We start from the raw sequence: 25,693 nt of genomic DNA, 5'->3' as shown, positions 1-25,693 counted from the left end.
CTCTAGATCAATGTCGAATATTTCCCGGCACACGGTTCGAAGGTACCTCGTCGAGACAGCCAGTAGCGAACCGACATACCTCCGGGCTCGCGAGATTGCCAGCGACCTCGACGGATCTCCCAAGGCAGTCGCGCAGTACCTCAGCCAGCTCCAGGACGAACTCACAATCGTTTCACTCGAACAGTGGGGGCGCTCGAAAAGCACGACGTGGCGATTGGAGGTGAACGGGTCGTGAGTACTGTCACCCGCCGCGTCGAGACTGTCCTTCCGGAGACCGGCTCACGCGAGTGGTGGGCGCTGTACCTGCTGGCCCCGCTCGTCCTTCTCGGTGGGGGCATCCTCGTGTTTCCGACGTTGGTCTACGACCGGTTCATCTGGCAGTATCTCTGGGGACCAGTCGTCGCCGATGCGGCCGGTCAGCCAGTCACGCACGAGGGGATTCGTGCTGTCCAGGGCTACAACGCGGTGAACACGGTAATCTACCTCGCGGCAGTCGTATACAGCCTCCCCGGACTACGTGCGTATCTCGACCAACTCGACGTCACGTTCGACGCACGACTGGCCTACGGGTTCGCTCCGATCATCATCGCAGGTGGGGCGATGCGCGCCCTCGAGGATCTCGGGCTGCTCGGGGACTACGCGGTGTGGTTCATCACGCCATCGATTTACATCGTCGTCACCGCTGTCACCATCCTCGCGCTCGGTGTCGGTGCACTCTTGCGTGACCAAAATATCGGATCTATCCCGCTAACAGTCGGGCTCGTCGGGTCGGTGTGGGCTGTCGGGGCCGTCTGGTGGGCTGTTTGGCACGGCCTCTCGACATCGACCCCACTCCGCCTATGGGTTCCTGTCGCGACGACGGGGATAGCGCTCGGCGTAACCGCACTCTACTACTGGGGCACGAGTTTCGCCAATATCACCCACCTTCGACACCCGCTAATTCTGCTGGCCGTTTTCGGCCAGTTGTGGGACGCTGCGCAGAATCTCATCGGTGTGACGTTCCTCGGCTACTCCCCAAAGCTGGTCGTGACGAATCTCGTGTACCAGGCGACTGGATTCTCCGGATCGACGTTCGTGCTGAAACTCGTCGTGACTGTCGGCATCGTGTGGTATCTCGCCGATGCGAAAGAGGAGATGAATCACACGTGGTGGTGGCTTATGACGTTCTTCATCGGAGCGATCGGACTCCCGATGGGCGTTCGTGGGTCACTTCGGATGCTGTTGGGAGCTTAACGATGGCCTCAAAGATTGGCAAAAACCGATGACTCGAACGTCCAAAATTGCGGTAATAGGTGGAGGGATGGCCGGGCTTGCAGCAGCTGCTGGATTCGACGACGCTGGATTCGTCGTCGAAGGCTCTGTTGAAACCCTCAGAGAGTTACAGGTTGGGCCGGTAGTCTGACCGGATGGAAGCCCTCCCGAAGTCACGGTTGCTCCGGTTCGTTGAGCAGGCGTATCACTTGGCTCGACGAGCTGTTGCTCGCTACTCCTCAAAGTTCTCGAAACGACGGTACACACTTCATCAACACATCGTCCTCCTCTGTCTCAAGGTTCGGAAGAATACGACGTATCGAACGCTTCTTGACGAACTTATCGAGATGCCCCGGATTCGGAGTGCCATTGATCTGACGGAACTCCCCTCACCTTCGACGTTGTGTAAGGCGTTCAAGCGACTCGACATGGCTGTTTGGCGGGTTCTTCTCAACCTCTCAGTCACGCTTCTCCCGACCAATGGTGTCGTTGGGATTGATGCCTCCGGTTTCGACCGGAGTCACGCCTCGAAACACTATACAAAGCGAACGGAGATGACGATTCAGCAGTTGAAAGTCACGCTCCTCGTAGACACAAGGTCGAACGCAATCATTGACTTACACGTGACGACGACACGAAAACACGACTCACAGATCGCACCGTCGCTCATCAAGCGGAACTACGGTGACGTAGAGATTCTCCTCGGTGACAAGGGATACGACGATCAGAAGATTCGTGTCTTAGCTCACGAGGAGGGTGTTCGCCCGCTCATCAAGCACCGCGAGTTTTCGTCGCTACACAAGGCGTGGAACGCTCGGTTGGACGCTAACCTCTATGGTCAACGGAGTCAGAACGAGACAGTAAACTCCCGCCTCAAGCGCAAATACGGTGCATTCGTCCGCTCACGCTACTGGTGGAAACAGTTCCGTGAACTCGCTATTGGCTGTCTCACACATAACATCGACAAGACACTCTGAGCGTTAGATACCGGTAGTACACTTATCGCGCTGTACAAGCCAATTATATAATGGATGGGGAGCATAGTATTCGACATGGGCGACTCCGACAACCTCCCCGAAGCCGAAATTCGGCGCGCTGTGCGAGAAGAGATGTCAAGAGCGGGGCGGTCAGTTCTCTCAACTGTCTTTTGGACGATACTAGCAGCATTCACGGTTCTCGTTGGCCTTCAAGCGGTTCAAATGGCATTCTACACAACTGGCTTGGCTGCTGTGGCCTTTATTGCGGTTGGTATACTCGTTACGGGCGCTAGCATCTATCTCCTTTATCTCCTTCACTGGGCCTAGCAACGTGATGATACGATTGTAGAATTGAATCGACCATCCGCAGTCCTATCTAACGGCAGATTCATCCGGGGAGCTATCAAAACAATAGGGTTTCAACAGAGCCTCGTCGAACTATATGAGCGGCAGTCCTACGATAGCAAAGGCGTTAATTGCGGAGAAGCGATGACAGCGGTATCGAAGATCCCACTCGAACCGACTGTAGAGAACGGCTTTCTCAACCCGCTGCCAGCGATGGAAGTGGAGGTGTATGACGGAATCGACACCGATCGCCACCGCACTGGAGCCGGCACCTTTCCTGCTGCGGATACATATATAACGGACCGAAATGTCGTTGAGCAGTCCTGGGCAGAACAACTCTCAGAGAAGGGTGTTGACATCCACGAAAACCAGTCTATCACACGGACAGATTTCCACGAGTTCACCGATGAGTATGATCTCGTCGTTGATGCAACCGGTCAGCCATCACTCTCTAGTAAAGCGCTCGGAACAACCAACGAGTATTCAGGATATATGGTAGCGCTTAACAGTGATGTCGAAGGGGACTTCACCGAGTTGTACCCGAACAGCCGGATAATTCTGGAGAACTATACAGGGTACTCGTGGGCATTCCCGAAGACATCGCAACGAGCCAACGTTGGTATCGGCTGGACGGTCAGTGACCGGCCTAGTGATTATATGAAGGCATTGAGGGAAGCCTGTAAGCGGAATGGGTGGCCAGTCCCGTCGCAGGAACGGACGAACGTCGCAATCATTCCCGAGGGACCAAGCCTTGATCCCGACAGAACCCATCTACCGGAGCATTCCGTCGTACGAGTGGGTGATGCTGCAGGTATAGCAAACCGACTCACCGGAAAGGGGATCTCACAGGCCGTTGAATCGGGATTCTTGGCCGCAGAGCTGGCTAACAGAGGCCAATTACACAATTATCCTGATAGATTATATCAGAGGATGAAAACGGAGTACATTTTCGCCACAGTTGTGAGATACTCTCTACATGTAGCTGACTATGGGATCATCCACAGCTACTACGCCAGAAGGGAACAGTAGTGAGATACTCGTTCGTGCTGAGGGAATCGAAAAAACGTACGGGTCAAGACTCCCATTCACACGATCTTTGACCGTCTTGACCGGTGCAGATCTCGAAATTCGGACGGGGGAAATCGTCGGCATCGTCGGCGCAAACGGGTCGGGAAAATCCACGCTCATGAACATCCTCGTCGGTGTCCTCGAACAGGATGGCGGAACAGTCGAACGGACGGGAACCGTTGGCTGGTGTCCGCAGGAACCACTGCTTTACGACCGCTTGACGGTCGGAGAGACGTTCCGATTGTTCGGTTCCGGATACGGAATGACCGCCGAAGAAATCGACGAGGCCAAACACCACTTGGCGTCGAAACTCGATTTCGAGCAGTACCTTGACTACCGAATCGACCAACTCAGCGGTGGAAACCGGCAGAAAATCAATCTGAGTATCGCCCTGATGCACGACCCCGACGTCCTCATGCTGGACGAGCCTTACACCGGATTTGACTGGGAAACGTATCTAACGTTCTGGGATCTCGCTGAGGAACTCGCTGCCGACGGAACAGCTGTCACGATGATTTCACACCTGATCGAAGAGCAAAGTCGTCTCGACCGCATCTACGAGGTACGTGATGGACAGGTCTACGACGTGACTGACCAGGAAGGCGAGACTGATGCAACGGCCAGTGAACGGGGGGGAAGAGACCGATGAATAGGGTTTGGACGGGGATCCGGACGAACGTCTCCACCTTCCTCAGAACCCCCCTGAATGTTGTCCTGGCACTCCTCCTTCCGGTTGTCGTTATCGAAGGCTGGGGACAAGCAATGGCTGGGTTACCAAGTATGCCGACGGTCGAGGCGATTCCGATCGAGCTAGGTCGCCTCCTCGGAGCGATATTCGGGGTCGCCATCATTGCCGGCCTGATGGGACTCGCGCAGATGATTAGTGCGCGTGCAGCCGATCGGCGACTCGTTCAGACAGGCTATCCACCCCGAACACTGCTTGCGACTCGATTAGCGACGCTCGGAGGTGTGACCGTCGTCGTGGCTGCCGTAAACTACGGCGTTCTCTGGCTGACGATTTCACCGGAAGCCCCTGTCCTGACGTTCGTATTCCTCGTACTTGCCGGCCTCGTCTATGCGTTTCTTGGCGCACTCGTCGGGGCGCTCCTTCCACGACTGTTCGAAGGCTCGCTCGTCGTGGTGTTCCTTGCGATGATGGATGCGTTCCTCAGTGGCGACAGTCCGCTGACCGCCGACGTTCCCGAGTTCGTGGAGTACTTCCCGCTCTATCATCCAAAGGAACTCCTTCAGGAGGCGATGTTCCAAGGCACATATACGACGGGTGATCTCGGCTTCGTCGCCGGATACCTGCTAGTCCTGCTTGTACTCGTCACCGCAGTGTTCGGGATAACGATGCGCACCAATGGTGGGTGGTCGGCATGAACCGTACGACAACGGCGTTCACAATCGGCATCAAAGAACAGGCGCGAAACTACGTCCTCGTCGCTCTACTGGTCGTCTTACCGGTTTCGTTCATCACGTTGGCGTTCGCAGTCACCCAAGATGTCGAGATGCCGGTTCGGACGCTCGTCGACGGTGAGACGGTAACGGTGATGCGGGGGATGCCTGAGGTCCACGGCGTGATTATGACGCCGATTACGAGCGCCCTCATCGCGGGACTCGCTGGGTTGTTCCTGATGCGAGAAGCCAAAGACACGGATGGGCGTCTGGCAGTCGCCGGCTATCGTGCACGACAGGTAATCACTGCCCGGTTTGGGGTCCTCGCAGCAATCACTCTCATCGTCACCGGCGTCTCAGTCGGCGTGATGCTCGTCGATTTCCAGCCTGAGCATCTCTGGTGGTTCGTCGCAGCGATGCTCGTCGTCTCGGTCACGTATGGTCTCATCGGGATGCTCGTCGGGGCCGTCTTCGACCGTCTAGCCGGGATGTGGCTAATGCTGATTCTCCCGATGCTCGATATCGGACTCTTCCAGGATCCGCTGTTCATCCAGTCCGAGCCCGAATGGTGGATGAAACTACTCCCCGGCTATTGGCCCGTCCGTGTGATGGTCGATACCGGACTCACAACGGACGTAGATACGGCTCTCTCGTTGGTGTGGGCGACTGGATACCTCCTCCTCGTAGCTGTCCTCACAATCGGCGTCTACTACCGAGCCACACAGGGGAAGTGAGGACAGACCGGGAGATCCCCTATTCCGGCAACGGTAGGGGAGAAGTCCCAGACAGCATTAGATCTAGCTTCGCTCAATTGGACTGTTCGAGCTGCTTTCGTCGCTGCTCGTACTCCTCATCGGTGAGTTCACCGCGAGCATACCGCTCACGGAGAACCGCAAGTGGTCGGGTATCGTTGCTCTCAACATCGCTGTTGAGAAGTGAGTAGACGAGATAGAGCGGGACGGCAATTAGGAGCCCCATCCAAAGGAGCCCCCAGAGGCCCATCCCACCGCCGAAGACCCCCCAGCCGCCACCCATCATACCGCCACCGTGAGCGGCTGCGGTGCCCGTTGCCGCAGTCAACAGCGGAACCGCGAACAGCGCGATCCGACGAGTCGCCCGTCCGAGGGTGCTGGTGTCGTGTGTCATTGTGATCGTTGGTTTAGTAAGTCGAATATCTATGTACTAGACGAGTGGTTGGAGAGGGATCGTTAGCAACCGTGTCCCTGTCCGTTCATCCCTGCAGCGGTGTGATTGTCATCCGTCATGTCTTGGGCCATCTCATCGACAGTCACGCCCATGTGCGCTTCCATCTCGTCAACGGCATCTGGCCCCATGTGGTCGGTCATGTGACCGTCCATCCAGGCCGCCCAGTCCGCTGCATCACCATCGGCCGGCATCTCATCGACTGCCGTCTCGTTCCCCTGGGTCGGTTCGTCACCGTGTGCGCTAACTACCGGGGCAGCGAACGCGAGTCCGATAATCGCGAGCGCCACGAGCAGCCATCGTCCGAGGTTTCGGTTGGTCATTGTCTTTCGCCTCACGTAGTCATACGGTGGGTTCTGGGTTATCTTCGTGGGTGTGAATCCAAACAGCAGACCGTTCGAGAGCGTCTATAGACCAGTCTAACCGTTTTGTTTTACGGAGAACGTTCATGCCCGTCGAATTCGAAGGTTCCGACCGTTGGATAGCCTGCGACTAGCGTCCCGGTCGTTGCTGCCGAAGGTCATCACTCGGATACACGCGATAGGTCCGACCCTGTCGTTCCCGATACAGCAGCCCGCGCTCCTCGAGTGAACTCACAGTCTGGCTCACTTTACTCTTCGAGAATTCAGATCGATCCCGAAGTTCGATCTGCGTGATTCCGGGGGAGTTCAGGACGGGTTCGAGGACGCGTCGTTCATCATCCGGTAAGAGATCGAGAACCCGCCCCTGTGGATCCGATTCAGGATTGATAGACGTCGCCAGCGAGGCTTCATCGTCCATCGACGTAGCCGTTGCTTCCGATGTTTGTGCGGGATCGACAGGCGCCGTTGTGTCGGCCACTTCTGGATCGGTGAGTTCTCCCCGAACCGCGTAATAGACGCCACCGATAACGCCAGCGACCAGCAGGGTTCCAACCACGTACCAGAGGGGGTCTGGGCCGTGCATCGTCCCCATAGATGAATCCATCATCGACCCCATTGATTGCTCGATAGTCCGCCGCTGTTGATAGGCTCGCCAACTGAGTACCCCGCCGGCCAGGAGAACGAACCCGAGAAGCACACCGACGACGGTATCTGCTCGACGGCGATTCATATGACGGCCCCGAGTTGCAAGATTTGACTATTCATACCGTCTATTTAGGCGCATTAGGTGTGACAATTGCGGATTGAAACTGTGATGATGAACCCCTTCACAGCGGATGAATCACAGTACGATCATCAGTGGTCATGGTCGTGATCGTGGCTCGATATTTGCGGGCTTTGATCAGCAAATTCCGTTGGTTCTTCTTCGAACGTACGCTTGCATTTCTTTGAGCAAAAATAGTACGTCGTCCCATCGTGGGACGCACTCGGGCCCTCATCGTCGGTTCGCATCCCGCACACCGGATCACGATACTGACCTGGTGCGCCGAGTCCCCGCCGGTAGACATACAGAAGGAACCCGGAGAGCGCGAAGGCGATTATATTAAGGTAGAAGGTGTAATTGAGCTCGAAGTACGTCTGCTCGGTCGCCGTCTCGCCACCCGCGAGGTCCGGGACGATGCCGAAGGCGTCGAATAGCAGCTCCATGAGGAAGCCGGTGAACGCCATCGTGACGAAGAAGACGCCGAGGATGTACAGCATGATCTTCCAGCCGTAGTACTTCCGGTAGACGTTCAATACAGGGATCGTGATGAGGTCGGCGTAGACGAATGCGATGATCCCGGCGAAGCTGACCCCACCGCCCCACAGCGCGACGGCGAACGGGACGTTCCCCATACTGCCGACGAAACTGAGCACGGCGATGATGACGCCCATGACGGCGTTCTCGGCAGTCACGAGCAGGCCGTCGCCCTGAATGAACAGCGTGTTCCACACCCACTGCGGGACGAAGACGATGACGAACCCAGAAATAAGGAAGCCGGCGACGATGTCTTTCCAGATCATCGACCACTCCTTGCGGTACTGATTCCCGACCTTGTACCAGCCACCCCACGACAGCAACTCGTCACGCCACCCGCCGCTACTCGACGTCTCCTGGCGGTAGGTCTCCATACAGCCCTCCGAGCAGAATTTGAGCGTCTCACCGCCGTCGGTCGTGAGCGTGTACTCGTCTTTCCCCTCCATCCCGCAGGTGGGATCTTCCGTGACGCCCGCTGCGTGATCGCGCTCGTTGAGCGTTTCTCGAACTTCGTTAAACAGGTTCTCGGGGAGCGTCAGGTGAACGATGACCGCCATGACGGCGATGAGGATGAGGCCGCCGAGTAACTCCGCGAGGAGGAATTCCCACCCGAGCAGGATCAGGATCATCAACCCCAGTTCGACGATGAGGTTCGTCGACGCGAACATGAACGCGAGGAAGTTCACCGCGTGCGCCCCCTTCTTGAACAGGCCCTTCCCGATGGCGACGGCGCCGAAACTACAGCCACTGCTTGCTGATCCGAACACAGTCGCCTTGGTAAGTCCAGTTAGATCGCCCTCACCCAGCACCTGTGCCATCCGCTCCTTCGAGACGTAGACCTGGACCAGACTCGTAATCGTGAGGCCCATGATGATCGCCCACGCCGCCGTCCAGAGAAATCCAACACCGATACGGAGGGATTCAAGAACTCCGTCGATTATCGTCGCCTGCATAGGTGTATCATTGTAGGGATCATCTATTGCGGTTTTGATTAGAATATGCTGCCTATGAGGGTGTCAGTACTATGGTATCGTAACCGTCGGCCATAGATGATCTATTGTGAAGAGGGGAAAACCTTGCAAACCTCCACAAGCTCCACGGACTCCGACTTCAGATTCAAAAGGGGAATCTGATTAAATCACGCCGACGTATTAGAGGCTAATGGGACCAGTAGAGACCGATGATATCCCAAATGAGGGGAACATCACCTGGAAGAACAGCGTTCGCCGGCCTGCTCGGTTGTCCAGTACGGTAACTGTCACATCCACTTCCTAATTTACGATGGCTGTCGATCTGACAATCCATGATGCACTCGTTCTCACAGCCGACGAGCGGAACCGCCTGTACGAGCGCGGCACAGTATGCATCACCGATGGCTGTATCGAAGAAGTCCGACCGTCACGTGCAGGAGACGGAGAATTAGAAGCGTCCACCGTTATCGACGGGAACGGGAAACTGGTGATGCCGGGGTTGGTGAACGCCCACACGCACCTGGAGATGACACCGCTCATCGGTGCGTTTAGCGAACTCGATCTGACGGAGATGCTCGGGAGTGGGACGGCCTTGTTTAACAGACTAGGGAACGGCGAATTCGAGTACCTCGTCGAGGCAGGCGTCGAGCTCGCAGCGCTCAATTTCCTCCTGGGCGGTGTCACGACCGTGAACTCGATGGACGCACGGCCTGCCGCAGGTGCAGAGGCGTTCGGGGAAGCAGGGCTCCGCGGATTTTTCGGCCCGGCGATCTCGGACCTCTTCTGGGACCAACCAGTCGATCAGCCGATATACAACGTTGGGCCTCTACGGACTACTCGTCGGGACGGGACTCTGTCTGATCGCATTCGTAACGAATCCAGTCCCTGATCCCTCATTCCCTTGGGCGACGCTGCCGGAATCGCTCCGACTTCCCTTCGAGCAACCACGGATCGAGCACTGGCCCGTGTCATACACTATCGGCATCGGGCTGTGGATCCTCGGATTTCCGGGGTTGTTCCTCGCTGGCTACAGACGATTCGGTGCCTTGACGCCATTCGGCTCGACGACATGGCTCGCGGGACTTCCCACGCTGGCGATGCTCGGCTGGACGACGTACTGTCGATTCTTTTGGCCGAAACTCCATCCACCGACCTGGAATGCCCCCTCCTACACGTTCGTCTGCTGGCTGTACTGCTCCTCATATGACGTGGTCTGGAGTGTTACAGCCTACGTAATTGCGCTTCTCGGCGTCGTCGCGACGCTCCTCGCCATGCGACACCAGGACGCAGATGAGTATGCCCTTCTCGGATTTGGACTCCTCGCACTCCCCCTCGGATTACCAGCTCTGTACGAGGGATACCGACGGACAACGGTACGGCAACCTGAGGAACTGTGACCGGAGGTTGGTTTCAGCTCTGTTGATAACATTGGTGTATGATGATTCTGGCTCAAGCGAGAGTGATTTAGGGGATTCACTTATCGGTACAGGCAGCGTATCGTTCAGTATGCCTGAAGAAGTCCTGTTCAAATCAGAGAGTGGCCAGACTCGAGAAGAAATCGCGTCGTATCTCCGTAGCGTCGCTGATAAACTCGAACAAGGGGACGCAGTCACACTCAAATCCGGTTCCGAGTCCGTGACAATGGAACCACCAGCGCGCCCGACGTTCGAGGTCAAAGCCGAGCGCGAGGGACCAACGGACGGACCCGGTGAATTGAGTATCGAGTTCGAACTCGAATGGGATGAGAACGACAATAGGGAGGACGGTGGGAGCAGTCAGTTAGAAATTGAGTGATCAATTCGCAGCCTCCAACGACCGGTGGTTTCGTGTCGTGTCGTATCTGATGAAATCCCAATAGTCCCGAGTTTTCTCGCTCAGGAGTCTCTGTGAGCACGAACGAACGCACGTCGGAGGACAGTCAGAAGCACATACGTTTCGTACTTCTGGGTCCGGCAGTGCTCGCAGGGCTGCATATCCGCGACGATCTCCTTAATAGCGTCGTCGTACTCGTCGGTGAGCGTAGTGAGCGCGTCCGTGATCTGGGGCTGGACAGCGTCGATCATCTCTTCGAGGGCGGCGTCGGCCGAATCTGGTAGTGAGTACGAGAGAACGATCGTGTTTGCGTGGTAGTACTTCGTCGTCCCACCACGACCCTCCTCGAACCGAACGACGTCGACGAGGCCGGCGTCCCGGAGCTCGTTGATGTGATGGCGAACCGTGTTCTCCGTCCGGTCGACGCCGCGATCGTCAAGGCGTTCGTGGACCTCGGTCGCGGTCAGGGCCTCCTCGGCCAGAATATCGAGGATCATCGCCCGCATCGGCTCGTCGATGGCATCCGAAACCCGAGTGTCTCGCACCGCGATGTCGTCGAGACGGTGGTCAGTATCGAAATCACTCATACGAGAACTGAGCGCGAGCACGCGGGAAAAGGTAGCGGGGCAGGAGTCGGGTAGGTGTCTGTCGAGGAATCGAGTACAGAATAGACCCACGATAGCAAAAGCCCTAGACGACCTGTTTGACTGTTCCAACGACCCGTCTCCGAATTCAAACATATCATCTAAAAAATACTTATTGGGGTATGGGCACTACCTCAAACTGTAATGAGCGACACAACCCAATTCCGCGTCCTCGACTTCGATTGCCCGACCTGCGCGAGCACCGTCGAACGCGCCCTGTCGAACGTCGACGGCGTCCAGCACGTCGAAGTCCACTACGCGACCGGCCGCGTCGAAATCGAGTACGACGACAACGTCGCGGACCCCGACGTCTTCGCAGAGACCATCGAAAACCAGGGGTACACGCCCCAGCCCGCCTAACACCATGAACAAACAATCGATCACGCAGTACTACCGGAAACACCGGAAGGCCATCGTCACGGCAACGAGCGGCCTGCTCTACGGCGGTGGCTGGAGTCTGGGCTACCTCACGAGTTTCGAGATGGCAAGCGCCGCCATCCTCGTCCTCGCGACGATCGTGGGTGGCTACGACATCGCCAAGACCGCCTACCACGAGGTCACCAACCGGACGCTCGGCATCAAGACGCTGGTGACGCTGGCCGCCATCGGGGCCATCATCATCGGGGAGTACTGGGAGGCCGCCGCCGTCGTCTTCCTGTTCAGCCTCGGCAGCTACCTCGAGGGACGGACGATGCGGAAGACCCGGACTGCCCTCCAGGAGCTGCTGGAGATGACGCCCGACACGGCGACTGTCCGTCGCGACGGGGAACTCCAAGAAGTCCCCGCCCGCGAGGTCGAAGAGAGCGAAGTCGTCGTCGTAAAGCCAGGCGGGAAGATTCCGGTTGACGGCACCGTCGTCGACGGCGAGAGCGCCGTCAACCAAGCACCAGTCACCGGCGAGAGCGCGCCCGTCCACAAGGCCGACGGCGACGAGGTCTACGCCGGGACGGTCAATCAAGAAGGCGCACTGGAGATCCGAACGACGGGTGCGGGCTCGGATACGACGCTCGAACGGATCATCCGCCGTGTCGAGGAGGCCCAAGAGGCTCAGTCGCCGACCGAGAGTCTCATTGACCGGTTCGCGAAGTATTACACGCCGGCCGTCATCGTGCTCGCTATCGGTGCGTACGCCGTCACGCAGAACGCGATCCTGTCGCTGACCCTGTTGGTCATCGGCTGTCCCGGCGCGCTGGTCATCGGGCCACCGGTCAGCATCGTCTCGGCCATCGGCAACGCCGCTCGGTCTGGCGTGCTGATGAAGGGCGGCGAACACCTCGAACGCGCCGGCAAGATCGACCTTGTCGCCTTCGACAAGACCGGCACCCTCACAAAGGGCGAGACCACCGTCGCCGATGTTGAGGGGTTCGGCGTTGCTGATGACGAGGTCCTCTCACTCGCGGCGACCGCCGAGAAGAAGAGCGAACACCACCTCGCTGACGCCATCGTCGACGCGGCCCGCGAGGATCCGACCGCCGCGACGGACGGCGGAACGACGGTCGCCCAAGCGGACGATACGGACGCGGGGCGCCAGTCGGTCCCCGATCCGGATGACTTCGACGTAGTCGCTGGCAAGGGCGTCATCGCCCTCGCCGATGGCCAGGAAGTTGTTGTCGGCAACCGCGCACTGCTGGCCGACCGCGACATTGACGTCCCCAGCCGGGTCGCCGACTACGTCCGCGAGCGTGAGGGGCGCGGCGAGACAGTCGTCCACGTCGTTCGGGACGGGGACATCATCGGCGCGATTGCGATGCGGGACGAGCTCCGGGAGGCCGCTCCTGGGGTCGTCGCGGCGCTCCAAGACGCTGGCATCGAGACGGTGATGCTCACCGGCGACAACGAGCGGACGGCCGCTGCCGTTGCCGAGGAGGTCGGTATCGACGAGTACCGTGCCGAACTCCTCCCCGAGGACAAGCAGTCCGTCATCGAGGGCTACCAGGCCGACGGCCACGTCGTCGCGATGGTCGGCGACGGCATCAACGACGCGCCATCGCTGGCGACCGCCGACGTCGGCATCGCGATGGGTGCTGCGGGGACGGACACCGCCATCGAGACGGCTGACATGGCGTTGATGGCCGACGATCTCGAACGGATCCCGTACGCGGTCAAACTGAGCAAGGCGACGCGCTGGAACGTCCTCGAGAACGTCGGGCTCGCGGTGCTGACCGTGACCGTCCTCCTCGCGGGCGTGCTCACCAGCTACGTCACCCTCGCGTCGGGAATGCTGGTCCACGAGGCCAGCGTCCTCCTCGTCATCCTCAACGGGATGCGACTGCTCCGCTACTGACCACGAGACACGATCACAACCACAACTCATGACATCGAATTCGACTGCGACTGACACGACCCAGACGAGAACCAATTGGCAGGTCGACTACGACGTCGACCCGATCGAAATCCGCGACCCCGTCGCGGAGGCCCTCGGCGTCCTCGAACCGGGCGAGCCGTTCGTCGTCACCTACCGGGACGCGGTGAAAGAAGCGGGCCACTCCTGTCCGACAGCCTCGGGCGCCTACCGGATCGTCCAGCTCGGGCTCGACGCCCTGTATCCCGACGACTATCCAGTCCGGAGCAAAATCGAGGTCCAGACGGCCGGCCCGCAGGACGATGCCGCGTACGGCGTGATGAGCCGCATCATCTCGTACGTGACTGGCGCGACCGGCGATGACGGATTCAGCGGGCTCGCCGGCGGCTATGGCGGCCGCCGCGACCTCCTCGTCTTCGACGCGTTCGACCCGGACACGGCGGACCCGACGTTCCGGTTCCGGCGAACCGACACGGACGAGACCGTCGAAGTGGCCTACCACGTCAGCGACGTTCCTGGCGGTGGACCCGCGATCGGGAACCTCCAGGGGATTCTCGACGGATCGGCAAGCGACCAGCAACGGGAGGCCTTTGCTGACGCCTGGCACCGCCGGGTACAGGTCGTCCTCAGCGACGACTCGCTGTTCACCGTCGACGCGGTGTGAACGCGACGGTCTACCCCTCACACTCGAAATATGTTACTACGGTATACTATCGATCTCCTCGAGCGCCTCAGTAGCGACATCACCGAGTTCTCCGGCCTCGATATGTGAATACCGCTCTCTCACCATCTCCTCTGAATTGTCGAGATACCGGGCGGCAACCGTGTATCCGAATGCTCGAACGAGAACTTCACCCATTCCACGCCGGCCGCCGTGTGGAGCAAGGTAATCGTGTTTCGGATGGTCGATGTCTATCTCTGCAGCTTCTGAGAGCCGTTGGAGAATCGATCGTGTGCCGTCCGTCGTAATCGAGGGCGGCCGAATATCCTCATCGAGCGCCAGGAGGAGGTCGCGAGCGTACTCCTCACGGCGTTCGGCGATTGCCTCCGTATGTTCCCCTCGGTCGGCGAACTCATCCTGGACGAGCCCTGCGAGCGTCCGCTGGTCGAACGTGGGAAACACCGGCCAGCGCCCCGTCGGTGGGTCCATCAGCTGGCGGTAGCTCCGCAGCGGCGAGATCACCGGGTCGGGGAGACTCGCGGCGTCCCATTGCTGTTTCTTCCGGTAGACGTCCATACTGCCGTCGTCGAGGGAGAGGTCCTCCCAGCGGACGCCGCGCCGGCGCGGGTCGTTCGGATCGCGGAGGAGTTCGCCGACGCGGACGGCGGTGTACGCGAGGACGAACACCAGCGCCCGGTCACGAGTCGCCTTCAGCGCCGCGTAGCGTGCTCGCTGCTTGTCGAGGGGGTCAGTATCCTCTGGGAGTGTCGTGTACGCCTCGACAGCGTCGCGGGCCCGTTCGTCGACGTGGCGGGTGAGGGCGTGGCGCTGTTCAGACGTCCAGGCCTGCTGGTCGCCGGGCTTGCGGCCGTCGTCCTCCGGCAGCGGCGCCATCGCACTGGCCCGCTGGGCGTAATGCGCCTCGAGATATCCCTCGTTGACGCACCAGCCACACCAGGCAGAGATATAGCGGTAATAGGTTTGTACTGTGTTCTGCTTGAGTCCCCGATCTCCACCGAGATGTCGGGCGTACTCCCGGAACACGCGTTCGTCGAGATCGTCGAAGGTCGGCTCGCGGTCGACGTCGTCGGGGACGATCCCGGTCCAGTCGTCGGCGCCGCGGTCGCCGGCGGCCCACTCGGCGAACCGTTCGAGCTCGCGTGCAGCGTTACGTCGGTAGTTCCCGCCGTCGCCGCCGCGGCCTTTCCCCTTGTCCTGAAGATAGCGTTCGAAGCTATCGTCGAGCGGCGTCGAAAGCGCTCGATCAGACATCCACCGGCCCTCCACCGTCCTGCGGGCCCGGTCTCGGTGTCTCTACCCCGGGGGAAGCGCCGTCGTGAGGCGGTTGCAGCATTCGTGCTTCACCGACGGCGCCGGGGTACTTCAAAGTGGTCGTGATTACCCGTATAATCACGACCAATAGGGAAAGAAGTCTCATCTCCGATATTCCTACGATATAAGGGTTCTACTCACCAATCATCGAATCTGAGTTGATAATAAATCGTATGCCGCTATACCAAAATCGTAACCGGAAGGTGGATTCATTGTCGAAGCTAAATCGGGAAATACTGGGGCTGAGTCGGTTGTCCTTCCCAATCGTGTCATCTATTTCTGGCGAAATCACGCCACGGTTGTATTGACCACATTGGCGACATCTCACTTTCTGCCGCCCCACAACGCCGCGAGAGTGTAGTCTTCTTCGGCGAACTCAGGGGATCAACCGTCCAAGAGAGATAGCGGATGGGCTTGCTTGACATCTTCACGACTGATTACGGGGCTGGGGACTCTTGGCTGGGAGATCATCTGAGCCCCGTCGATCACGGTACGAGATTATATGCAGAGCGTCGGTAGCTGATGTAGCTGAATGATTCTCTCCGTATCGAGGGAGAAGAATGGTCGACGGCCCGACCTTGTTCTACCTAGCGTGCCGACGTCCGGCGAATTTTGCTTTACTCACCCACATACATCAGTTGTGGCAGTCCGTTATGAACGTCCATTGTGAACGGTCATTATGAACGTACAGTATGGTCATAAGGTGTGGTCTGTAGTTGCTACAGTGAGTAATGTGGTGTGTGTCTGAGCAACTCTTATTATCGATGCGGATGATGGTGCGCACATGCTACCAATAACCGTCTATAACCAGAGTGGTGGCCAATCCAAATCCACGATCACCAGAGATCTCGCCGCCGCCTACGCCGAACTCGGTCTCAACGTCCTCATCGCGGATTTCGACGCGCAAAATGGGAGCGTCTCGAACTATCTTGGCGTCGACGAAGACAAACACAACCCCGACGCCGACGACCTAACGCTCCACCTCATTGACCAGGGCAAAGGGCCGTTCCGCGATCTCATTCGCACGGCCGACGACGGCATCGACGTCATTCCCTCACACAAACGCTTCAACCGCGTCGACCAACGCCTCGACCAACACGCCGACTACCTCGAAGCGTCCAAACCCCCCGAGTGGGAGTATCCCCGATACAAACGCTTTTTCCAAGTCCTCCAAGACAACGACATTCAGGACGAGTACGACGTCATGCTCGTCGATCCGAACGCGAAAGCCGACGAAGGCTACTATCTCGCCCTCTACGCCACCCGCAACATCCTCATCCCTGCCGAACCCACGCGCGGCGGCATCGAGAGCATCGCCGGCGTCGAAGACAGCGCCCGCAACTTCGCCGAAGAGATGGATATCAACATCACACTAAGCGGTGTCGTTCCATCGAAAGTCGACGCCGGAAAGAAGATTCACAAAGAGTACCTCACTAAGATTCACGAGCAGTATCCGGCTCCAGTCTACTTCAAAAACCTCGGTGCGTTCGAGAAGGCCGAGGAGAACTACGAGACGGTGTTTTCTCAGCTGAAGGACGGCCGCATCCGTGACTACAACGCGGACATCATGCCGAAGTTCCGCACCCTCGCATCGTACATCTACCATCGCGCGGGCCAAGACCTCCCTAACGGCGGGTGGCCGCGAGAAGATCTATTCCACGGGAACGACATCTGGGGAGAAGTCGACCTCTCTCAGCTGACAACTGGCGGTCCCGACGCCGCTGAGGTGTCACAATGAGCTTCGAGTCAGGCGGCGATATGGAGAACCCGTTCGAGGACACAAATGACGAAGGCGACGACACTCAAGCCGACGAATCAGTAGAGATGGACATGGAAGACACGCAGCCTGTCGAGGACGACGAATCGACCAACGAGACCACTGGACAGGCGTCGAGTAATACGAGGCGCGACGACTTACGTGAAGCCGGTGTCGGACAAGAATCCGAGACCGGAGTCGACTACATTAGCGACCTTAAATCCGGCCGCAGGCACTCGAACGAGCAGCTCGCGAGAGCACTCATGCAACCGGAGTATCACTCCGAGTCGCCGCCAGTCCCCTACGCGACGTGGCGAGATGGAACGTCGACGGCACGCGACCGGACCACGCTCGAACTCAACCCGGACGTCGACGACCTTGTCCGAAAGGCCCAAACCGAGTTCGAGGACCGCTATGGCACGAACATCACAAAGGCCGATCTCCGCGAGTTCGCGATGGTGTACGGCCTCGCACACCTCGATGACGTCTTCGAGATGGCTGAAGAATGGGGCATCCAGTACGACAACTGAACCTATGCGCTTCCGTAATTGGCTTCGAACTGTTCCTTGACGTCATCAATATACAGACTTGTGAGCATATCCTTGCCAACTCTAAAGACGAATGGTCCATCCGTACATGAGGAGAAACCTGAGTGGTAGAACTCAGCCAGATACGCTTTGACTAGGGTTCTAGTAAGACTTTTAACTGTTACCGGATTATTGGTAACCACCAGATGTATGAGGTGCTCGACGACACGGCGGCACAGACTATCCTCGCCATCGAGAGTGGTGACACCATCCGCCGTGTCTCCCAACACCTCCACACGCCGTACGAGACGGTGAGACAGGCCGTCAATCGGCTGGAAGAAGCAGGCTACGTTTCTTATGACGACGGGCTCGCTGTCGTCGACGAACGCGTACGCGACGCAGCCCGCGAGCTCGTCGCTACTAGTGCCGGCGTCAGTCCACCCTCCATCGAGGAGGCCTACGTCATCCCACAGTTCGGTGACTGGCCGTTCGCGTTTACGCGAATCGACGCCGTCTACGTGTGGACCCAAGGGGGCTACCAAGTTGGGCGGAATCCGGATAACTATCCGCTGTTCATAGCCGTCCGTGAGGAGGACGTCGACGCTTGGGAGGCGTATTTCGAGTCGTTCGACCTCCCGACCGCATTCGAACGACAGCCCCGTCACGAGCTGGACGGACCGCTACAGATCGTCCTCGAGCCAGGGCCGTCCCTCGACATCGAACACGTCGAGGGGTACCCGGTGATCCCGAGAGCAGAGACAATCGAGTATATGCGCGAGAACTACGCCCAGTTCCAGTCGGGGCTGGCGATGCTCGACCGGATGTACGAGGACCTCGACCTCGGCGTCACGTATCGAGAGACTGAACGGGCACAGCCATGAGCTTCAACAACCGCAGTGACGCGCTCATCGAACTGCTCGAGGTGCTCACTCAAGAGGGCCACGAGTACGTTCTCGTCGGCGGTTACGCTGTCTCAGCGTTCAATGCTCGCTTCTCCACAGACCTCGATATCGTCGTCGCGTCGGACTCCAAAGCTGACTTCGTCGACTTCCTCGAACGTCGGGACTTCGAGAAAACGGACAGCCACGCCAAGGAGTGGTTCTACGATACCGAAGTGATCGTGTACGAGAAGCGGCTCACGCCGCAACAGCCGATCGGCTTCGACCTCTTGGTAAACGGACTCGGGTGTCGTCAGACGGAGGCACAGTGGTCGTTCGATTACCTGTACGACCACAGCCACCAACAGGAGGTGAGCGGAGGCACAGTGACGACGACAGCCAGAGTGATCGATGGGGCCGTCCTCGTGGCGGCAAAGCTCCACAGCGGCCGCGAAACGGACCTTCGTGACGTCCTAGCAGTGGCAGAAGAAATCGATCTCGACGCTGTCACACCCCACCTGCGGCGAGGGGACGACGGTGCGCTACGGGAGCAGCTTGAGCGTGGTCTGGAGATCTTGGAGAGCGACGAACTCAAGCACGGATTTCGGAGTGACTTCGGGGCCTCAGCTGTCTCAGAAGAAACGGTCACCGCTCTCCAAGAGTATCTGTCTGCACAGATTGACCACCTGAGCTGAATCGGTCGGGACTCCCTTGACCAGAAGTGAAGATAAGGCCCTTCAGCGGTGCTTGCAGTCAGTCAAAAAATTGGAGGGGTGGTTGTCAGTCGACCGTCGCTAACACACGGACATCCGTAGCTGAGTGTCGTTCCCGTTCAGTACGAGCACCGTGCTCGCGGAGGAACTCATCAATGCGGTCGGCAAGAGCCTCCGCATCCTCCCTATCGACGTGGACGATTAGCGTCGGACGCTCCTCGTCGCTGTTCTCAATCACGAGCGAGACATCCTTGAATTCGTCCGGCTGTCTATACGCCTCGAACTCATCGGCGACCTGGTCGGCCAGGTCGTCAAGCACCTCAATCGATTCCTTTGTCATAGATTGAATTTCGGCTTTGGAAAGTTGTGCCATCGCGAATGGAAGGAGAAGGCGTGACGTGACTTTCAGAACCACCTCCATCAGACAAACTCAAACGGAGCCTTCTCACACCGATGGTTTACCGAGAAGAAGACCGATCCACAAAAGGGACAATGGGTTAGAGTGCTCGCGGATCGCTATCGACGATGCTCGCAAACGCGACGTTCTCCTGAACTTGTTCGATTTCGACTGTTGGCTCGTCGCCGGGCTGAGCGCCGGGAACGATCACGACGTACCCCCGTTCGACTTTCGCAATACCGTCTCCCTGATCGCCGACAGTTTCGATTGTTACGTCGCGCACTTCGCCCTCATCCACGGGCGGTTCCGAGGAGGATTGGTTCTTAATCTCCCGAGAAGGAGGCTGTTGTGACTCCGGTTGCATCGACGACGCTGTCGAGACTTGGGACTCTAGAATGGCCACTCGATACGTTTCGTTTGTTGACAACGCTTCATGATCGACTTCACTCGAGGGGACTTCTACTACGTATCTTCCATCCTCTTCTTCGATCGGAGCACTAAACAGGGAACAAAGGGGGCTGGGGATCTCGACCATTTCTAGTTAGATGAGCTTCCACGGTAATAATTAGCTTCTGTGATGATCACCGCCTCCTGGTCCAGATTGGGAGACATTAGGGAAGTAAATCGGCGAGAGCGGTCTCTTCGACCTGCTCACCGTCAGTAATGTGGATAATCACTTCGTCTTCAGACGAATAATCTTTGAGAACCTGAAGACAGCGTCCACAAGGGGATGACATCTCTTCATCCGCGACTGCAACACCTACAATTGGTTGCTTAGTGCTGTCAAACCCTTTCCAGACTGCAAGTTCGAGAGGATGTACATCATGAGATATCCCTTTCGTTAGTCGAGTTCCAGCCCAGACAGAGCCATCCTCAGTTCGGACTGCTACCCCAACATCTGATTCATCTTTGGCCTCAAACGCTTTTTCCCGCAGAGACTCCCAGCGTGTTTCTTCATCTTGTTCATCCCCACTTGAAGGAATACCGAGCTGATCAGGGGTTAGCCGTCGTATTTTAGTCGGTGTACGGTGGGTGTTTCTGATTCCCAGCTGTGTTTGGGTGTGCTCAGTCATAGGTGACAAATGACTCCTCCGTTATTTCTGAATCACTAGTTCTGTACAAGTGGGAGAAAGCTTCTCCACCAAATTCGTAGCCAAATTCTTCAATGAATGTCTCAACAAGAGTATAAGCAGAAGGATCGTCCACCTCAAATCCATAGTCGCGGAACAGATACGCAGACAAAGATTCTGCGGGGATTTGGTTGTCATCACAAAGATGGTGGCGGGCAAGCTGCCAATGACGATCTTCAATTCCCCATTTCGAATTATGTCCTCCTTCCTCAACTTCGGCGATTTGCATAAGTGGGGCAGTTGATCGAAGGGAGGAAGGAGCATATGTACCGGCGACGTTCTTATTATACCAGAGAGAACTCAGCGACGGGTTTGTTGATTGATTGAAGGGGACAAAATAGGGCTTGTCCGAATCATCCTCCCCGACACGGAGGTAATCGTCGAAAAATTCGTTATAGGGAAAGGAGAGTCCAGTGTTCCGATTATCGAGCCCGGATTGTTGCTGGAGACAAAGATATCCAGGAAACATCCGGTGGATAGGGGCATCGATTAACCGGTGGAGACAATCTCGTACGACTTCAGGTTTCAGGACGTATCTCGTCATTTGTATGTGGACAGTGCTTGGTCCTGTTGGAAGTTGGAAATATCTAAGTCTGTCCCAAATCCATTATATCCGAGACTGTTCGCAACTTGGATGGTGGTTCCAGAGCCAGCAAATGGGTCAAAGACAGTTCCCCTATTCCAATCAGGATCCTCGCACTCACAGCTCGTCCACCCGACAGTAGTCCACTCAGGGAAAGTGAACTCACGGAAGTAACCACCTAGAATTTCTTTTGCCTTCTTAGCACGACGTTGAACATCTTCATCGTTTGCTCCTGCACCAACTTGGAATTCCTCTGCTTTCCCCACGTCAGAAATCCCGACAGCCTGAATGGCTCGGATATGGTCCTCTGTCAATTCGTCGTGATTATGGTAAATTTCCAATGCCCGCTCTGCTTGCGGACGTTCCGTATTGAGCTCTGTTAATCCTCGCTTCGTATCCCGACGTCTAGGCTCATTACACTCGGAACAGATTGAAGGGGGACAGGCAAGCGTGATTGCCCTCCGCACTAGGTCCCGTGGGAAAGGAGCAAGGTGATCTCCAGTATTCCGATCATGAGAGATCCGCCATACGTCTCCCGGGTTAGATCCATTTCCGTATAACTCTGAATAACCGTGCAAGTCATAGAAATAATTATCTTTGTCTTGGACTAGATGGAATATTGGCTCATGCCGTGGAACAAGCCGGTCTTGGGCTGAAGACGGGATTCCATTATCCTTAGCCCACTGAATTTCGTTCCGAATAGTCCATCCCGCCTCTTGAGCAGCTCTTGCAAACCGACCAGGGATTCCCTGAAGGCTTTTATTATGGTATGTGTCGCCGATGTTAAGGAATACAGACCCAGTAGGCCGCAGAAACACTTTCCAGTGCTCAAGTGCATCGATCAGGTGCTCGATATAGGTATCCGGGTCAGGCTCCTGTCCCAGCTGGTCTTTGGTCCCATAGTCCCGCTTTTGCCAATAAGGGGGAGAAGTGACGATGAGGTCGACGGAATTCTTGCCGAGATCGATCGCATTCTCTTGATTTTCACTTCCTCCATCTTTGGGATGGATTTTCGCTGCGTCGGCCTCGACGACATTCCACCAAGGCTCAGTATCAGCAGAAAATTCGCCTTGTCCTTCTTTCAGTTTCTCCAAGTCAGGAGCAGGGTGATCAAAGTACTCCTCTAAATCACCGACTAGATTGACCGCAGCTTTCGGGTTGTCAAGGAGATAATCATACAGATCATCAACACTACTAGCCTCCCCGACTTCGTCCACGAAGTCCGTAAGAGAGGTAGAATTGTTTTGATGACTGATGTGCTGAGCTATAATTTCTATTACACCTCGAACTTCCTCGTCAACCTCAGATAGATTCTCATCCATGAATCAGATCCCTCCGACAGAGTGGGGGTTGCATCGTTGTTACGTTTGTTTCTCGGGGTGCTACTAGTGGACTTCGCAATAATATTCGACGACGACTCACGGTTCGTCGTCCTCCTCTGGCTGATACTGCTCCTTGACCTCGAGAGCCAGTTCCCGCCGTGGTTCGTCATCTGCCGGACCAAATACTCGACCGTGTAGCAATTCGATTCCCGCATTAGCGTACTCTTCTGCGATCTCATAGACCATCCGCTGGTCACGAAGAACTCGAACATCTCTCTCTTCACTCACTGCCACAGCCTCGATAACAGCCTGCTGGCGTTCCGATAGACTCGCACGCCCGAAAAACGCGCCCTTTTCGTTCTTTATCGTTTCAGGCATTGTGTTCTCTCTCCCATATCCAAGTGCAAACATGAACAGATCGTGATTCTCAGCTTGATAGAAGGGAGAATCTTCAGATTCCTGCAACGCCTCAAACATTTCTCGACGTTCGCTATCTATATGAACGTCACGCCGGGGTTCACGCTCCTCGTAGCTGTCTTCGGTATCTTGACTCATCGGTCGGTCACCTGTGTTACACCGTTTTGGAATTCAAGATGGTACTCATTCGCAACCTCGTTGGAAATGTACGCCCTGACGTCTTCACTATACTCGACGTCAGTCATGAGGAACGTGACCTGGGTATCATTCAGGTAGTCAGGTACGTTCTGCGCGATAAGCTGTTTCGGCTCGCTAGATATCCGTCCCAAGGGTGTATCGATGACAACAGGGGCGGAGAATCCGCTGATTTTTGAAAGTGCAGCCATGAACGAGAGAGCAAGCACTTGTCGTTCGCCAGCAGAAAGTGAACCCAGATTCTTCCGACCGTCCGGACCGTAGAGGCGCACCTCATACTCTTCAGTGAGGACTACCTCATAGTCTTCATCTTTCCAAATAAGATCGTTATAGTATCGTTCGAGCCGTTGTTCAGTTTCTGTCCGAACCTGCTCCAGAATCTCTCCTTTGATCTCAGAGAGCTTGTCAGTCGCACTGTCGATGAACTCACTCTGTCTCACAAGCAGGTCATGTTCGTCCTGCTCTCGCATTGCCTGTTTCCACTCCTCTCGACGCTCATCAACGACATCTTCTTGTTGTTCAATTTTCCCGTTCAGCTCCCCAACTTCACGTTCCATCTTACTGATCCGACCTTGGATATCCCGACGGCGTTGCTCTAGTTCCTGGGCGCGTTCATTATCGATGATATCTTCATCTTCAAGCTGGGCAGAGATGTTGGCCAGTTCTGTCTCGTTCTCGTCGATAGCTGTCCGTGTATCCTCTAGCTCGCTGAGGTCAGCTAGGAGATCCTCAATAAGCGATTCGCCATCACGGAGTGCTCGATCCATCCGGAGTCGACCCTCAATTGCGTCTTGGCTTTCACTAGTTTGCTCTTCCAACAGGCCCTCAATGTGTTCTCGTGAAGAGTCACATTCAGCCAAGTCAGCCCCACAAACACACGTATTCCGAGAAAGAATCCCTCGTAGTAATTCCTCTGTTAGCCCAGGGACACCGTTTTGTGACGATTCGTACTCTTCCAGTTCAGAAACAGCATATCGGAGGGCATCAGCGTTGTATGCAATCCCGCCTGCTCGGGCGAGTGATGCCCCTACAGCCTCTTTCGCATCTACAAGCTCCTCTTCTTGTTCATCCAAGCGTTCTTCCAGATAGACACGGCGCTGCTGCATCTCCCGAACGTCATCGTCTGCACTACCCGCAAGCTCATCATAGATGTCATCTATTTTGCCCTCAGCGGTGCTAATCTCGTCCTCTAAGTCATCCCGCTTTTGTTTGAGCCGTTCTAGCTCTTGTGAGGCTTCTTCCTTCCGTTCTTGGAGTTCTTGTATATCACCGCCCAGCTCGGAGGATTCACTCTCAAAGTCCCGCTGTACCTTCCCTAAATGACTAACAGCACTATTCAGAAGTTCAATATGAGATACATCGAGCACAGCTGCCCGTACGTGGTCGGTGTATCCAGTTTGGAAGAACTCATCTAGCTGTTCACCATCGAACAGGAAATATTCGTGGACGTGGGTTGGAAGAATCTCGCGAAGAATATTTTCAGGGTTCGGGTTCGGTCGCCAGTCATTCCCGCCAAACCGCTGGCGTAGCCGAAGGTCACCTATAGAGCTGTTAAATTGTCGTTCCTCGCGGTCTCCTTCCGCAGCATCTTCTTGACGAGCTGTCGAGAAAGTTCGTCGGAAGGCGTACTCGGGTTCGCCTTTACCCAGCTTGATCTCGATGTGCCCTTGAATCGATTCACCAGGTTCCAATTCCTTCAGCCGCTTCTTGTTGACAAGCGGGTCCGACTCGAGGCCCTCGTCATCGTTCGAATCAGTATGGGTTTCTTCCCCGTAGAAACACAGCGTAATCGCGTTCAGAATGTTTGACTTGCCAGATCCATTCTGCCCCTCAATCACGTTGATGTGCTTCTCAGACGTAGTCTCTAGGGGGATAGTTTGATTTCCTTCATATTGTCGGTAATCCTCTATTTCGAGTTCGAATATCTGAACGTTATTCATTGTCGAATTCCTGCAGTGATTCGTTCCCGACAAAATTGTCCACGAGTTCTTTATACTGCTCAGCGTACTCGGCTCGCGGCTCTTTCAGAATGTCCCGTTCATGCTCCAAAACCCCGCGTAAGAAGGCCCGAAGATCGTCATCCTCAACCTCGTCAATACGGTCAAGGATCAACGAATGTACCTCGGAGTCATTCATGCGATACTGCAACCAT

Annotated in this window: 31 protein-coding genes and 1 pseudogene; 18 read left to right on the top strand and 14 right to left on the bottom strand. The window is 56.6% G+C overall.

What is annotated here, in order from left to right; genetic code table 11:
• Positions 1–10 precede the first annotated feature (10 nt).
• From ACQUSM_RS15075 to ACQUSM_RS15040, 8 genes are all read left to right on the top strand, one after another.
• Positions 11–235 carry a DUF7123 family protein gene (locus ACQUSM_RS15075; protein WP_004594599.1) on the top strand — a complete coding sequence of 75 codons (225 nt, stop codon included), beginning with the start codon at positions 11–13 and terminating at the stop codon, positions 233–235.
• Positions 232–1,233, top strand: a complete 1,002-nt coding sequence (locus ACQUSM_RS15070) for a DUF63 family protein (RefSeq protein ID WP_050050397.1) — start codon at positions 232–234, stop codon at positions 1,231–1,233. The genes ACQUSM_RS15075 and ACQUSM_RS15070 overlap by 4 nt, the downstream gene beginning before the upstream one ends.
• Positions 1,234–1,406: 173 nt before the next feature.
• Positions 1,407–2,228, top strand: coding sequence for an IS5 family transposase (locus tag ACQUSM_RS15065; protein ID WP_089872610.1), 822 nt, complete (start codon positions 1,407–1,409; stop codon positions 2,226–2,228).
• Between the two features lie 75 nt (positions 2,229–2,303).
• Positions 2,304–2,555, top strand: coding sequence for a hypothetical protein (locus ACQUSM_RS15060; RefSeq protein ID WP_089872649.1), 252 nt, complete (start codon positions 2,304–2,306; stop codon positions 2,553–2,555).
• A gap of 162 nt (positions 2,556–2,717) precedes the next feature.
• Entirely contained in the window at positions 2,718–3,602 is an 885-nt protein-coding gene (locus tag ACQUSM_RS15055; protein WP_435119909.1) for an NAD(P)/FAD-dependent oxidoreductase, read from the top strand.
• 67 nt (positions 3,603–3,669) lie between these two features.
• Positions 3,670–4,290, top strand: coding sequence for an ATP-binding cassette domain-containing protein (locus tag ACQUSM_RS15050; protein WP_435119907.1), 621 nt, complete (start codon positions 3,670–3,672; stop codon positions 4,288–4,290).
• A 131-nt stretch (positions 4,291–4,421) separates the two neighbouring features.
• Positions 4,422–5,024, top strand: a complete 603-nt coding sequence (locus tag ACQUSM_RS15045) for an ABC transporter permease (protein ID WP_220589834.1) — start codon at positions 4,422–4,424, stop codon at positions 5,022–5,024.
• Positions 5,021–5,773 carry an ABC transporter permease gene (locus ACQUSM_RS15040; RefSeq protein ID WP_435119905.1) on the top strand — a complete coding sequence of 251 codons (753 nt, stop codon included), beginning with the start codon at positions 5,021–5,023 and terminating at the stop codon, positions 5,771–5,773. The genes ACQUSM_RS15045 and ACQUSM_RS15040 overlap by 4 nt, the downstream gene beginning before the upstream one ends.
• Before the next feature lie 73 nt (positions 5,774–5,846).
• Here ACQUSM_RS15040 and ACQUSM_RS15035 read toward each other — a convergent pair whose 3' ends face one another.
• The 4 genes from ACQUSM_RS15035 to ACQUSM_RS15020 all read right to left on the bottom strand — a co-directional run bounded on the left by ACQUSM_RS15035 (position 5,847) and on the right by ACQUSM_RS15020 (position 8,854).
• The gene (locus ACQUSM_RS15035; protein ID WP_435119904.1) at positions 5,847–6,185 is read right to left on the bottom strand and encodes an SHOCT domain-containing protein; all 339 of its coding nucleotides are present in this window, start codon (positions 6,183–6,185) and stop codon (positions 5,847–5,849) included.
• Positions 6,186–6,247: 62 nt separating this feature from the next.
• Complete coding sequence (locus tag ACQUSM_RS15030; RefSeq protein WP_435119902.1) at positions 6,248–6,565, bottom strand: hypothetical protein; 318 nt, start codon at positions 6,563–6,565, stop codon at positions 6,248–6,250.
• Positions 6,566–6,734: 169 nt separating this feature from the next.
• Complete coding sequence (locus tag ACQUSM_RS15025) at positions 6,735–7,334, bottom strand: helix-turn-helix transcriptional regulator (protein WP_435119900.1); 600 nt, start codon at positions 7,332–7,334, stop codon at positions 6,735–6,737.
• A 125-nt stretch (positions 7,335–7,459) separates the two neighbouring features.
• Complete coding sequence (locus ACQUSM_RS15020) at positions 7,460–8,854, bottom strand: permease (protein ID WP_435119898.1); 1,395 nt, start codon at positions 8,852–8,854, stop codon at positions 7,460–7,462.
• Positions 8,855–9,182: 328 nt separating this feature from the next.
• On the opposite strand from ACQUSM_RS15020, the pseudogene ACQUSM_RS15015 reads away from it, so the two are divergent.
• The 3 genes and pseudogenes from ACQUSM_RS15015 to ACQUSM_RS15005 all read left to right on the top strand — a co-directional run.
• Positions 9,183–9,758, top strand: a pseudogene (locus tag ACQUSM_RS15015) (amidohydrolase family protein); the annotation flags it as partial.
• Positions 9,759–9,837: 79 nt separating this feature from the next.
• On the top strand, positions 9,838–10,269 hold the full coding sequence (locus tag ACQUSM_RS15010; RefSeq protein ID WP_435119896.1) for a hypothetical protein: 432 nt from the start codon (positions 9,838–9,840) through the stop codon (positions 10,267–10,269).
• Positions 10,270–10,378: 109 nt separating this feature from the next.
• Entirely contained in the window at positions 10,379–10,666 is a 288-nt protein-coding gene (locus ACQUSM_RS15005) for an amphi-Trp domain-containing protein (RefSeq protein WP_049986819.1), read from the top strand.
• Between the two features lie 80 nt (positions 10,667–10,746).
• Here the strand turns inward: ACQUSM_RS15005 and ACQUSM_RS15000 are convergent, their stop codons facing one another.
• On the bottom strand, positions 10,747–11,271 hold the full coding sequence (locus ACQUSM_RS15000) for an ArsR/SmtB family transcription factor (RefSeq protein WP_049986811.1): 525 nt from the start codon (positions 11,269–11,271) through the stop codon (positions 10,747–10,749).
• A gap of 201 nt (positions 11,272–11,472) precedes the next feature.
• Here ACQUSM_RS15000 and ACQUSM_RS14995 point away from each other — a divergent pair, with 201 nt between their 5' ends.
• The 3 genes from ACQUSM_RS14995 to ACQUSM_RS14985 are packed head-to-tail and all read left to right on the top strand — an operon-like array spanning position 11,473 to position 14,294.
• Positions 11,473–11,688, top strand: coding sequence for a heavy-metal-associated domain-containing protein (locus tag ACQUSM_RS14995; RefSeq protein ID WP_049986810.1), 216 nt, complete (start codon positions 11,473–11,475; stop codon positions 11,686–11,688).
• Between the two features lie 4 nt (positions 11,689–11,692).
• On the top strand, positions 11,693–13,612 hold the full coding sequence (locus tag ACQUSM_RS14990; protein WP_435119893.1) for a heavy metal translocating P-type ATPase: 1,920 nt from the start codon (positions 11,693–11,695) through the stop codon (positions 13,610–13,612).
• Positions 13,613–13,640: 28 nt separating this feature from the next.
• A complete protein-coding gene (locus ACQUSM_RS14985; protein WP_058984794.1) occupies positions 13,641–14,294 on the top strand; it encodes a hypothetical protein in 654 nt (217 codons plus the stop codon).
• A 36-nt stretch (positions 14,295–14,330) separates the two neighbouring features.
• Here the strand turns inward: ACQUSM_RS14985 and ACQUSM_RS14980 are convergent, their stop codons facing one another.
• Positions 14,331–15,563, bottom strand: coding sequence for a tyrosine-type recombinase/integrase (locus tag ACQUSM_RS14980; RefSeq protein ID WP_435119892.1), 1,233 nt, complete (start codon positions 15,561–15,563; stop codon positions 14,331–14,333).
• A gap of 844 nt (positions 15,564–16,407) precedes the next feature.
• Here ACQUSM_RS14980 and ACQUSM_RS14975 point away from each other — a divergent pair.
• The 4 genes from ACQUSM_RS14975 to ACQUSM_RS14960 all read left to right on the top strand — a co-directional run bounded on the left by ACQUSM_RS14975 (position 16,408) and on the right by ACQUSM_RS14960 (position 19,479).
• Positions 16,408–17,361 (top strand): ParA family protein, encoded by a 954-nt coding sequence (locus tag ACQUSM_RS14975; protein ID WP_058365046.1) that lies wholly within the window; start codon positions 16,408–16,410, stop codon positions 17,359–17,361.
• Positions 17,358–17,909: a hypothetical protein gene (locus tag ACQUSM_RS14970; RefSeq protein WP_125919943.1), complete on the top strand. Its 552-nt coding sequence runs from the start codon at positions 17,358–17,360 to the stop codon at positions 17,907–17,909. The genes ACQUSM_RS14975 and ACQUSM_RS14970 overlap by 4 nt, the downstream gene beginning before the upstream one ends.
• A gap of 203 nt (positions 17,910–18,112) precedes the next feature.
• Positions 18,113–18,787, top strand: a complete 675-nt coding sequence (locus tag ACQUSM_RS14965) for a helix-turn-helix domain-containing protein (protein ID WP_435119889.1) — start codon at positions 18,113–18,115, stop codon at positions 18,785–18,787.
• Positions 18,784–19,479 (top strand): hypothetical protein, encoded by a 696-nt coding sequence (locus ACQUSM_RS14960; protein ID WP_435119888.1) that lies wholly within the window; start codon positions 18,784–18,786, stop codon positions 19,477–19,479. The genes ACQUSM_RS14965 and ACQUSM_RS14960 overlap by 4 nt, the downstream gene beginning before the upstream one ends.
• Before the next feature lie 85 nt (positions 19,480–19,564).
• On the opposite strand, the gene ACQUSM_RS14955 is transcribed toward ACQUSM_RS14960, so the two are convergent.
• From ACQUSM_RS14955 to ACQUSM_RS14920, 8 genes are all read right to left on the bottom strand, one after another.
• Positions 19,565–19,918 (bottom strand): hypothetical protein, encoded by a 354-nt coding sequence (locus ACQUSM_RS14955; RefSeq protein ID WP_435119886.1) that lies wholly within the window; start codon positions 19,916–19,918, stop codon positions 19,565–19,567.
• Between the two features lie 76 nt (positions 19,919–19,994).
• A complete protein-coding gene (locus ACQUSM_RS14950; protein WP_435119884.1) occupies positions 19,995–20,429 on the bottom strand; it encodes a TRAM domain-containing protein in 435 nt (144 codons plus the stop codon).
• Between the two features lie 76 nt (positions 20,430–20,505).
• The gene (locus ACQUSM_RS14945; RefSeq protein WP_435119883.1) at positions 20,506–20,967 is read right to left on the bottom strand and encodes a hypothetical protein; all 462 of its coding nucleotides are present in this window, start codon (positions 20,965–20,967) and stop codon (positions 20,506–20,508) included.
• Positions 20,960–21,253: a hypothetical protein gene (locus tag ACQUSM_RS14940; RefSeq protein WP_202614591.1), complete on the bottom strand. Its 294-nt coding sequence runs from the start codon at positions 21,251–21,253 to the stop codon at positions 20,960–20,962. Before ACQUSM_RS14940 ends, ACQUSM_RS14945 begins: the two co-directional genes overlap by 8 nt.
• Before the next feature lie 311 nt (positions 21,254–21,564).
• Complete coding sequence (locus ACQUSM_RS14935) at positions 21,565–22,929, bottom strand: DNA methyltransferase (protein WP_435119881.1); 1,365 nt, start codon at positions 22,927–22,929, stop codon at positions 21,565–21,567.
• 96 nt (positions 22,930–23,025) lie between these two features.
• Positions 23,026–23,484, bottom strand: a complete 459-nt coding sequence (locus tag ACQUSM_RS14930) for a hypothetical protein (protein WP_121513343.1) — start codon at positions 23,482–23,484, stop codon at positions 23,026–23,028.
• Positions 23,481–25,481: an AAA family ATPase gene (locus ACQUSM_RS14925; RefSeq protein WP_435119880.1), complete on the bottom strand. Its 2,001-nt coding sequence runs from the start codon at positions 25,479–25,481 to the stop codon at positions 23,481–23,483. Before ACQUSM_RS14925 ends, ACQUSM_RS14930 begins: the two co-directional genes overlap by 4 nt.
• Complete coding sequence (locus ACQUSM_RS14920) at positions 25,474–25,677, bottom strand: hypothetical protein (protein ID WP_435119878.1); 204 nt, start codon at positions 25,675–25,677, stop codon at positions 25,474–25,476. The genes ACQUSM_RS14925 and ACQUSM_RS14920 overlap by 8 nt, the downstream gene beginning before the upstream one ends.
• Between the last annotated feature and the right edge of the window lie 16 nt (positions 25,678–25,693).

The organism is Halolamina sp. C58 (assembly GCF_051195095.1).
GTDB lineage: Archaea > Halobacteriota > Halobacteria > Halobacteriales > Haloferacaceae > Halolamina.
Note: the sequence above shows the minus strand (reverse complement) of the source record. Positions and strands in the feature narration are given on the sequence as shown.

Excerpts from the sequence above, each read along its gene's own strand:
- ACQUSM_RS14970 (WP_125919943.1), top strand. The coding sequence starts at position 17,358 with ATGAGCTTCGAGTCAGGCGGCGATATGGAGAACCCGTTCGAGGACACA.
- ACQUSM_RS15040 (WP_435119905.1), top strand. The coding sequence starts at position 5,021 with ATGAACCGTACGACAACGGCGTTCACAATCGGCATCAAAGAACAGGCG.
- ACQUSM_RS14935 (WP_435119881.1), bottom strand. The coding sequence starts at position 22,929 with ATGGATGAGAATCTATCTGAGGTTGACGAGGAAGTTCGAGGTGTAATA.
- ACQUSM_RS15025 (WP_435119900.1), bottom strand. The coding sequence starts at position 7,334 with ATGAATCGCCGTCGAGCAGATACCGTCGTCGGTGTGCTTCTCGGGTTC.
- ACQUSM_RS15055 (WP_435119909.1), top strand. The coding sequence starts at position 2,718 with ATGACAGCGGTATCGAAGATCCCACTCGAACCGACTGTAGAGAACGGC.
- ACQUSM_RS14980 (WP_435119892.1), bottom strand. The coding sequence starts at position 15,563 with ATGTCTGATCGAGCGCTTTCGACGCCGCTCGACGATAGCTTCGAACGC.
- ACQUSM_RS14990 (WP_435119893.1), top strand. The coding sequence starts at position 11,693 with ATGAACAAACAATCGATCACGCAGTACTACCGGAAACACCGGAAGGCC.
- ACQUSM_RS14940 (WP_202614591.1), bottom strand. The coding sequence starts at position 21,253 with ATGCAAATCGCCGAAGTTGAGGAAGGAGGACATAATTCGAAATGGGGA.
- ACQUSM_RS14985 (WP_058984794.1), top strand. The coding sequence starts at position 13,641 with ATGACATCGAATTCGACTGCGACTGACACGACCCAGACGAGAACCAAT.
- ACQUSM_RS14950 (WP_435119884.1), bottom strand. The coding sequence starts at position 20,429 with ATGGTCGAGATCCCCAGCCCCCTTTGTTCCCTGTTTAGTGCTCCGATC.
- ACQUSM_RS15005 (WP_049986819.1), top strand. The coding sequence starts at position 10,379 with ATGCCTGAAGAAGTCCTGTTCAAATCAGAGAGTGGCCAGACTCGAGAA.
- ACQUSM_RS14995 (WP_049986810.1), top strand. The coding sequence starts at position 11,473 with ATGAGCGACACAACCCAATTCCGCGTCCTCGACTTCGATTGCCCGACC.
- ACQUSM_RS15075 (WP_004594599.1), top strand. The coding sequence starts at position 11 with ATGTCGAATATTTCCCGGCACACGGTTCGAAGGTACCTCGTCGAGACA.
- ACQUSM_RS15030 (WP_435119902.1), bottom strand. The coding sequence starts at position 6,565 with ATGACCAACCGAAACCTCGGACGATGGCTGCTCGTGGCGCTCGCGATT.
- ACQUSM_RS14920 (WP_435119878.1), bottom strand. The coding sequence starts at position 25,677 with ATGAATGACTCCGAGGTACATTCGTTGATCCTTGACCGTATTGACGAG.
- ACQUSM_RS14955 (WP_435119886.1), bottom strand. The coding sequence starts at position 19,918 with ATGGAGGTGGTTCTGAAAGTCACGTCACGCCTTCTCCTTCCATTCGCG.
- ACQUSM_RS14925 (WP_435119880.1), bottom strand. The coding sequence starts at position 25,481 with ATGAATAACGTTCAGATATTCGAACTCGAAATAGAGGATTACCGACAA.
- ACQUSM_RS14965 (WP_435119889.1), top strand. The coding sequence starts at position 18,113 with ATGTATGAGGTGCTCGACGACACGGCGGCACAGACTATCCTCGCCATC.
- ACQUSM_RS14945 (WP_435119883.1), bottom strand. The coding sequence starts at position 20,967 with ATGACTGAGCACACCCAAACACAGCTGGGAATCAGAAACACCCACCGT.
- ACQUSM_RS14960 (WP_435119888.1), top strand. The coding sequence starts at position 18,784 with ATGAGCTTCAACAACCGCAGTGACGCGCTCATCGAACTGCTCGAGGTG.
- ACQUSM_RS15045 (WP_220589834.1), top strand. The coding sequence starts at position 4,422 with ATGCCGACGGTCGAGGCGATTCCGATCGAGCTAGGTCGCCTCCTCGGA.
- ACQUSM_RS15065 (WP_089872610.1), top strand. The coding sequence starts at position 1,407 with ATGGAAGCCCTCCCGAAGTCACGGTTGCTCCGGTTCGTTGAGCAGGCG.
- ACQUSM_RS15020 (WP_435119898.1), bottom strand. The coding sequence starts at position 8,854 with ATGCAGGCGACGATAATCGACGGAGTTCTTGAATCCCTCCGTATCGGT.
- ACQUSM_RS14930 (WP_121513343.1), bottom strand. The coding sequence starts at position 23,484 with ATGAGTCAAGATACCGAAGACAGCTACGAGGAGCGTGAACCCCGGCGT.
- ACQUSM_RS14975 (WP_058365046.1), top strand. The coding sequence starts at position 16,408 with ATGCTACCAATAACCGTCTATAACCAGAGTGGTGGCCAATCCAAATCC.
- ACQUSM_RS15035 (WP_435119904.1), bottom strand. The coding sequence starts at position 6,185 with ATGACACACGACACCAGCACCCTCGGACGGGCGACTCGTCGGATCGCG.
- ACQUSM_RS15000 (WP_049986811.1), bottom strand. The coding sequence starts at position 11,271 with ATGAGTGATTTCGATACTGACCACCGTCTCGACGACATCGCGGTGCGA.
- ACQUSM_RS15060 (WP_089872649.1), top strand. The coding sequence starts at position 2,304 with ATGGGCGACTCCGACAACCTCCCCGAAGCCGAAATTCGGCGCGCTGTG.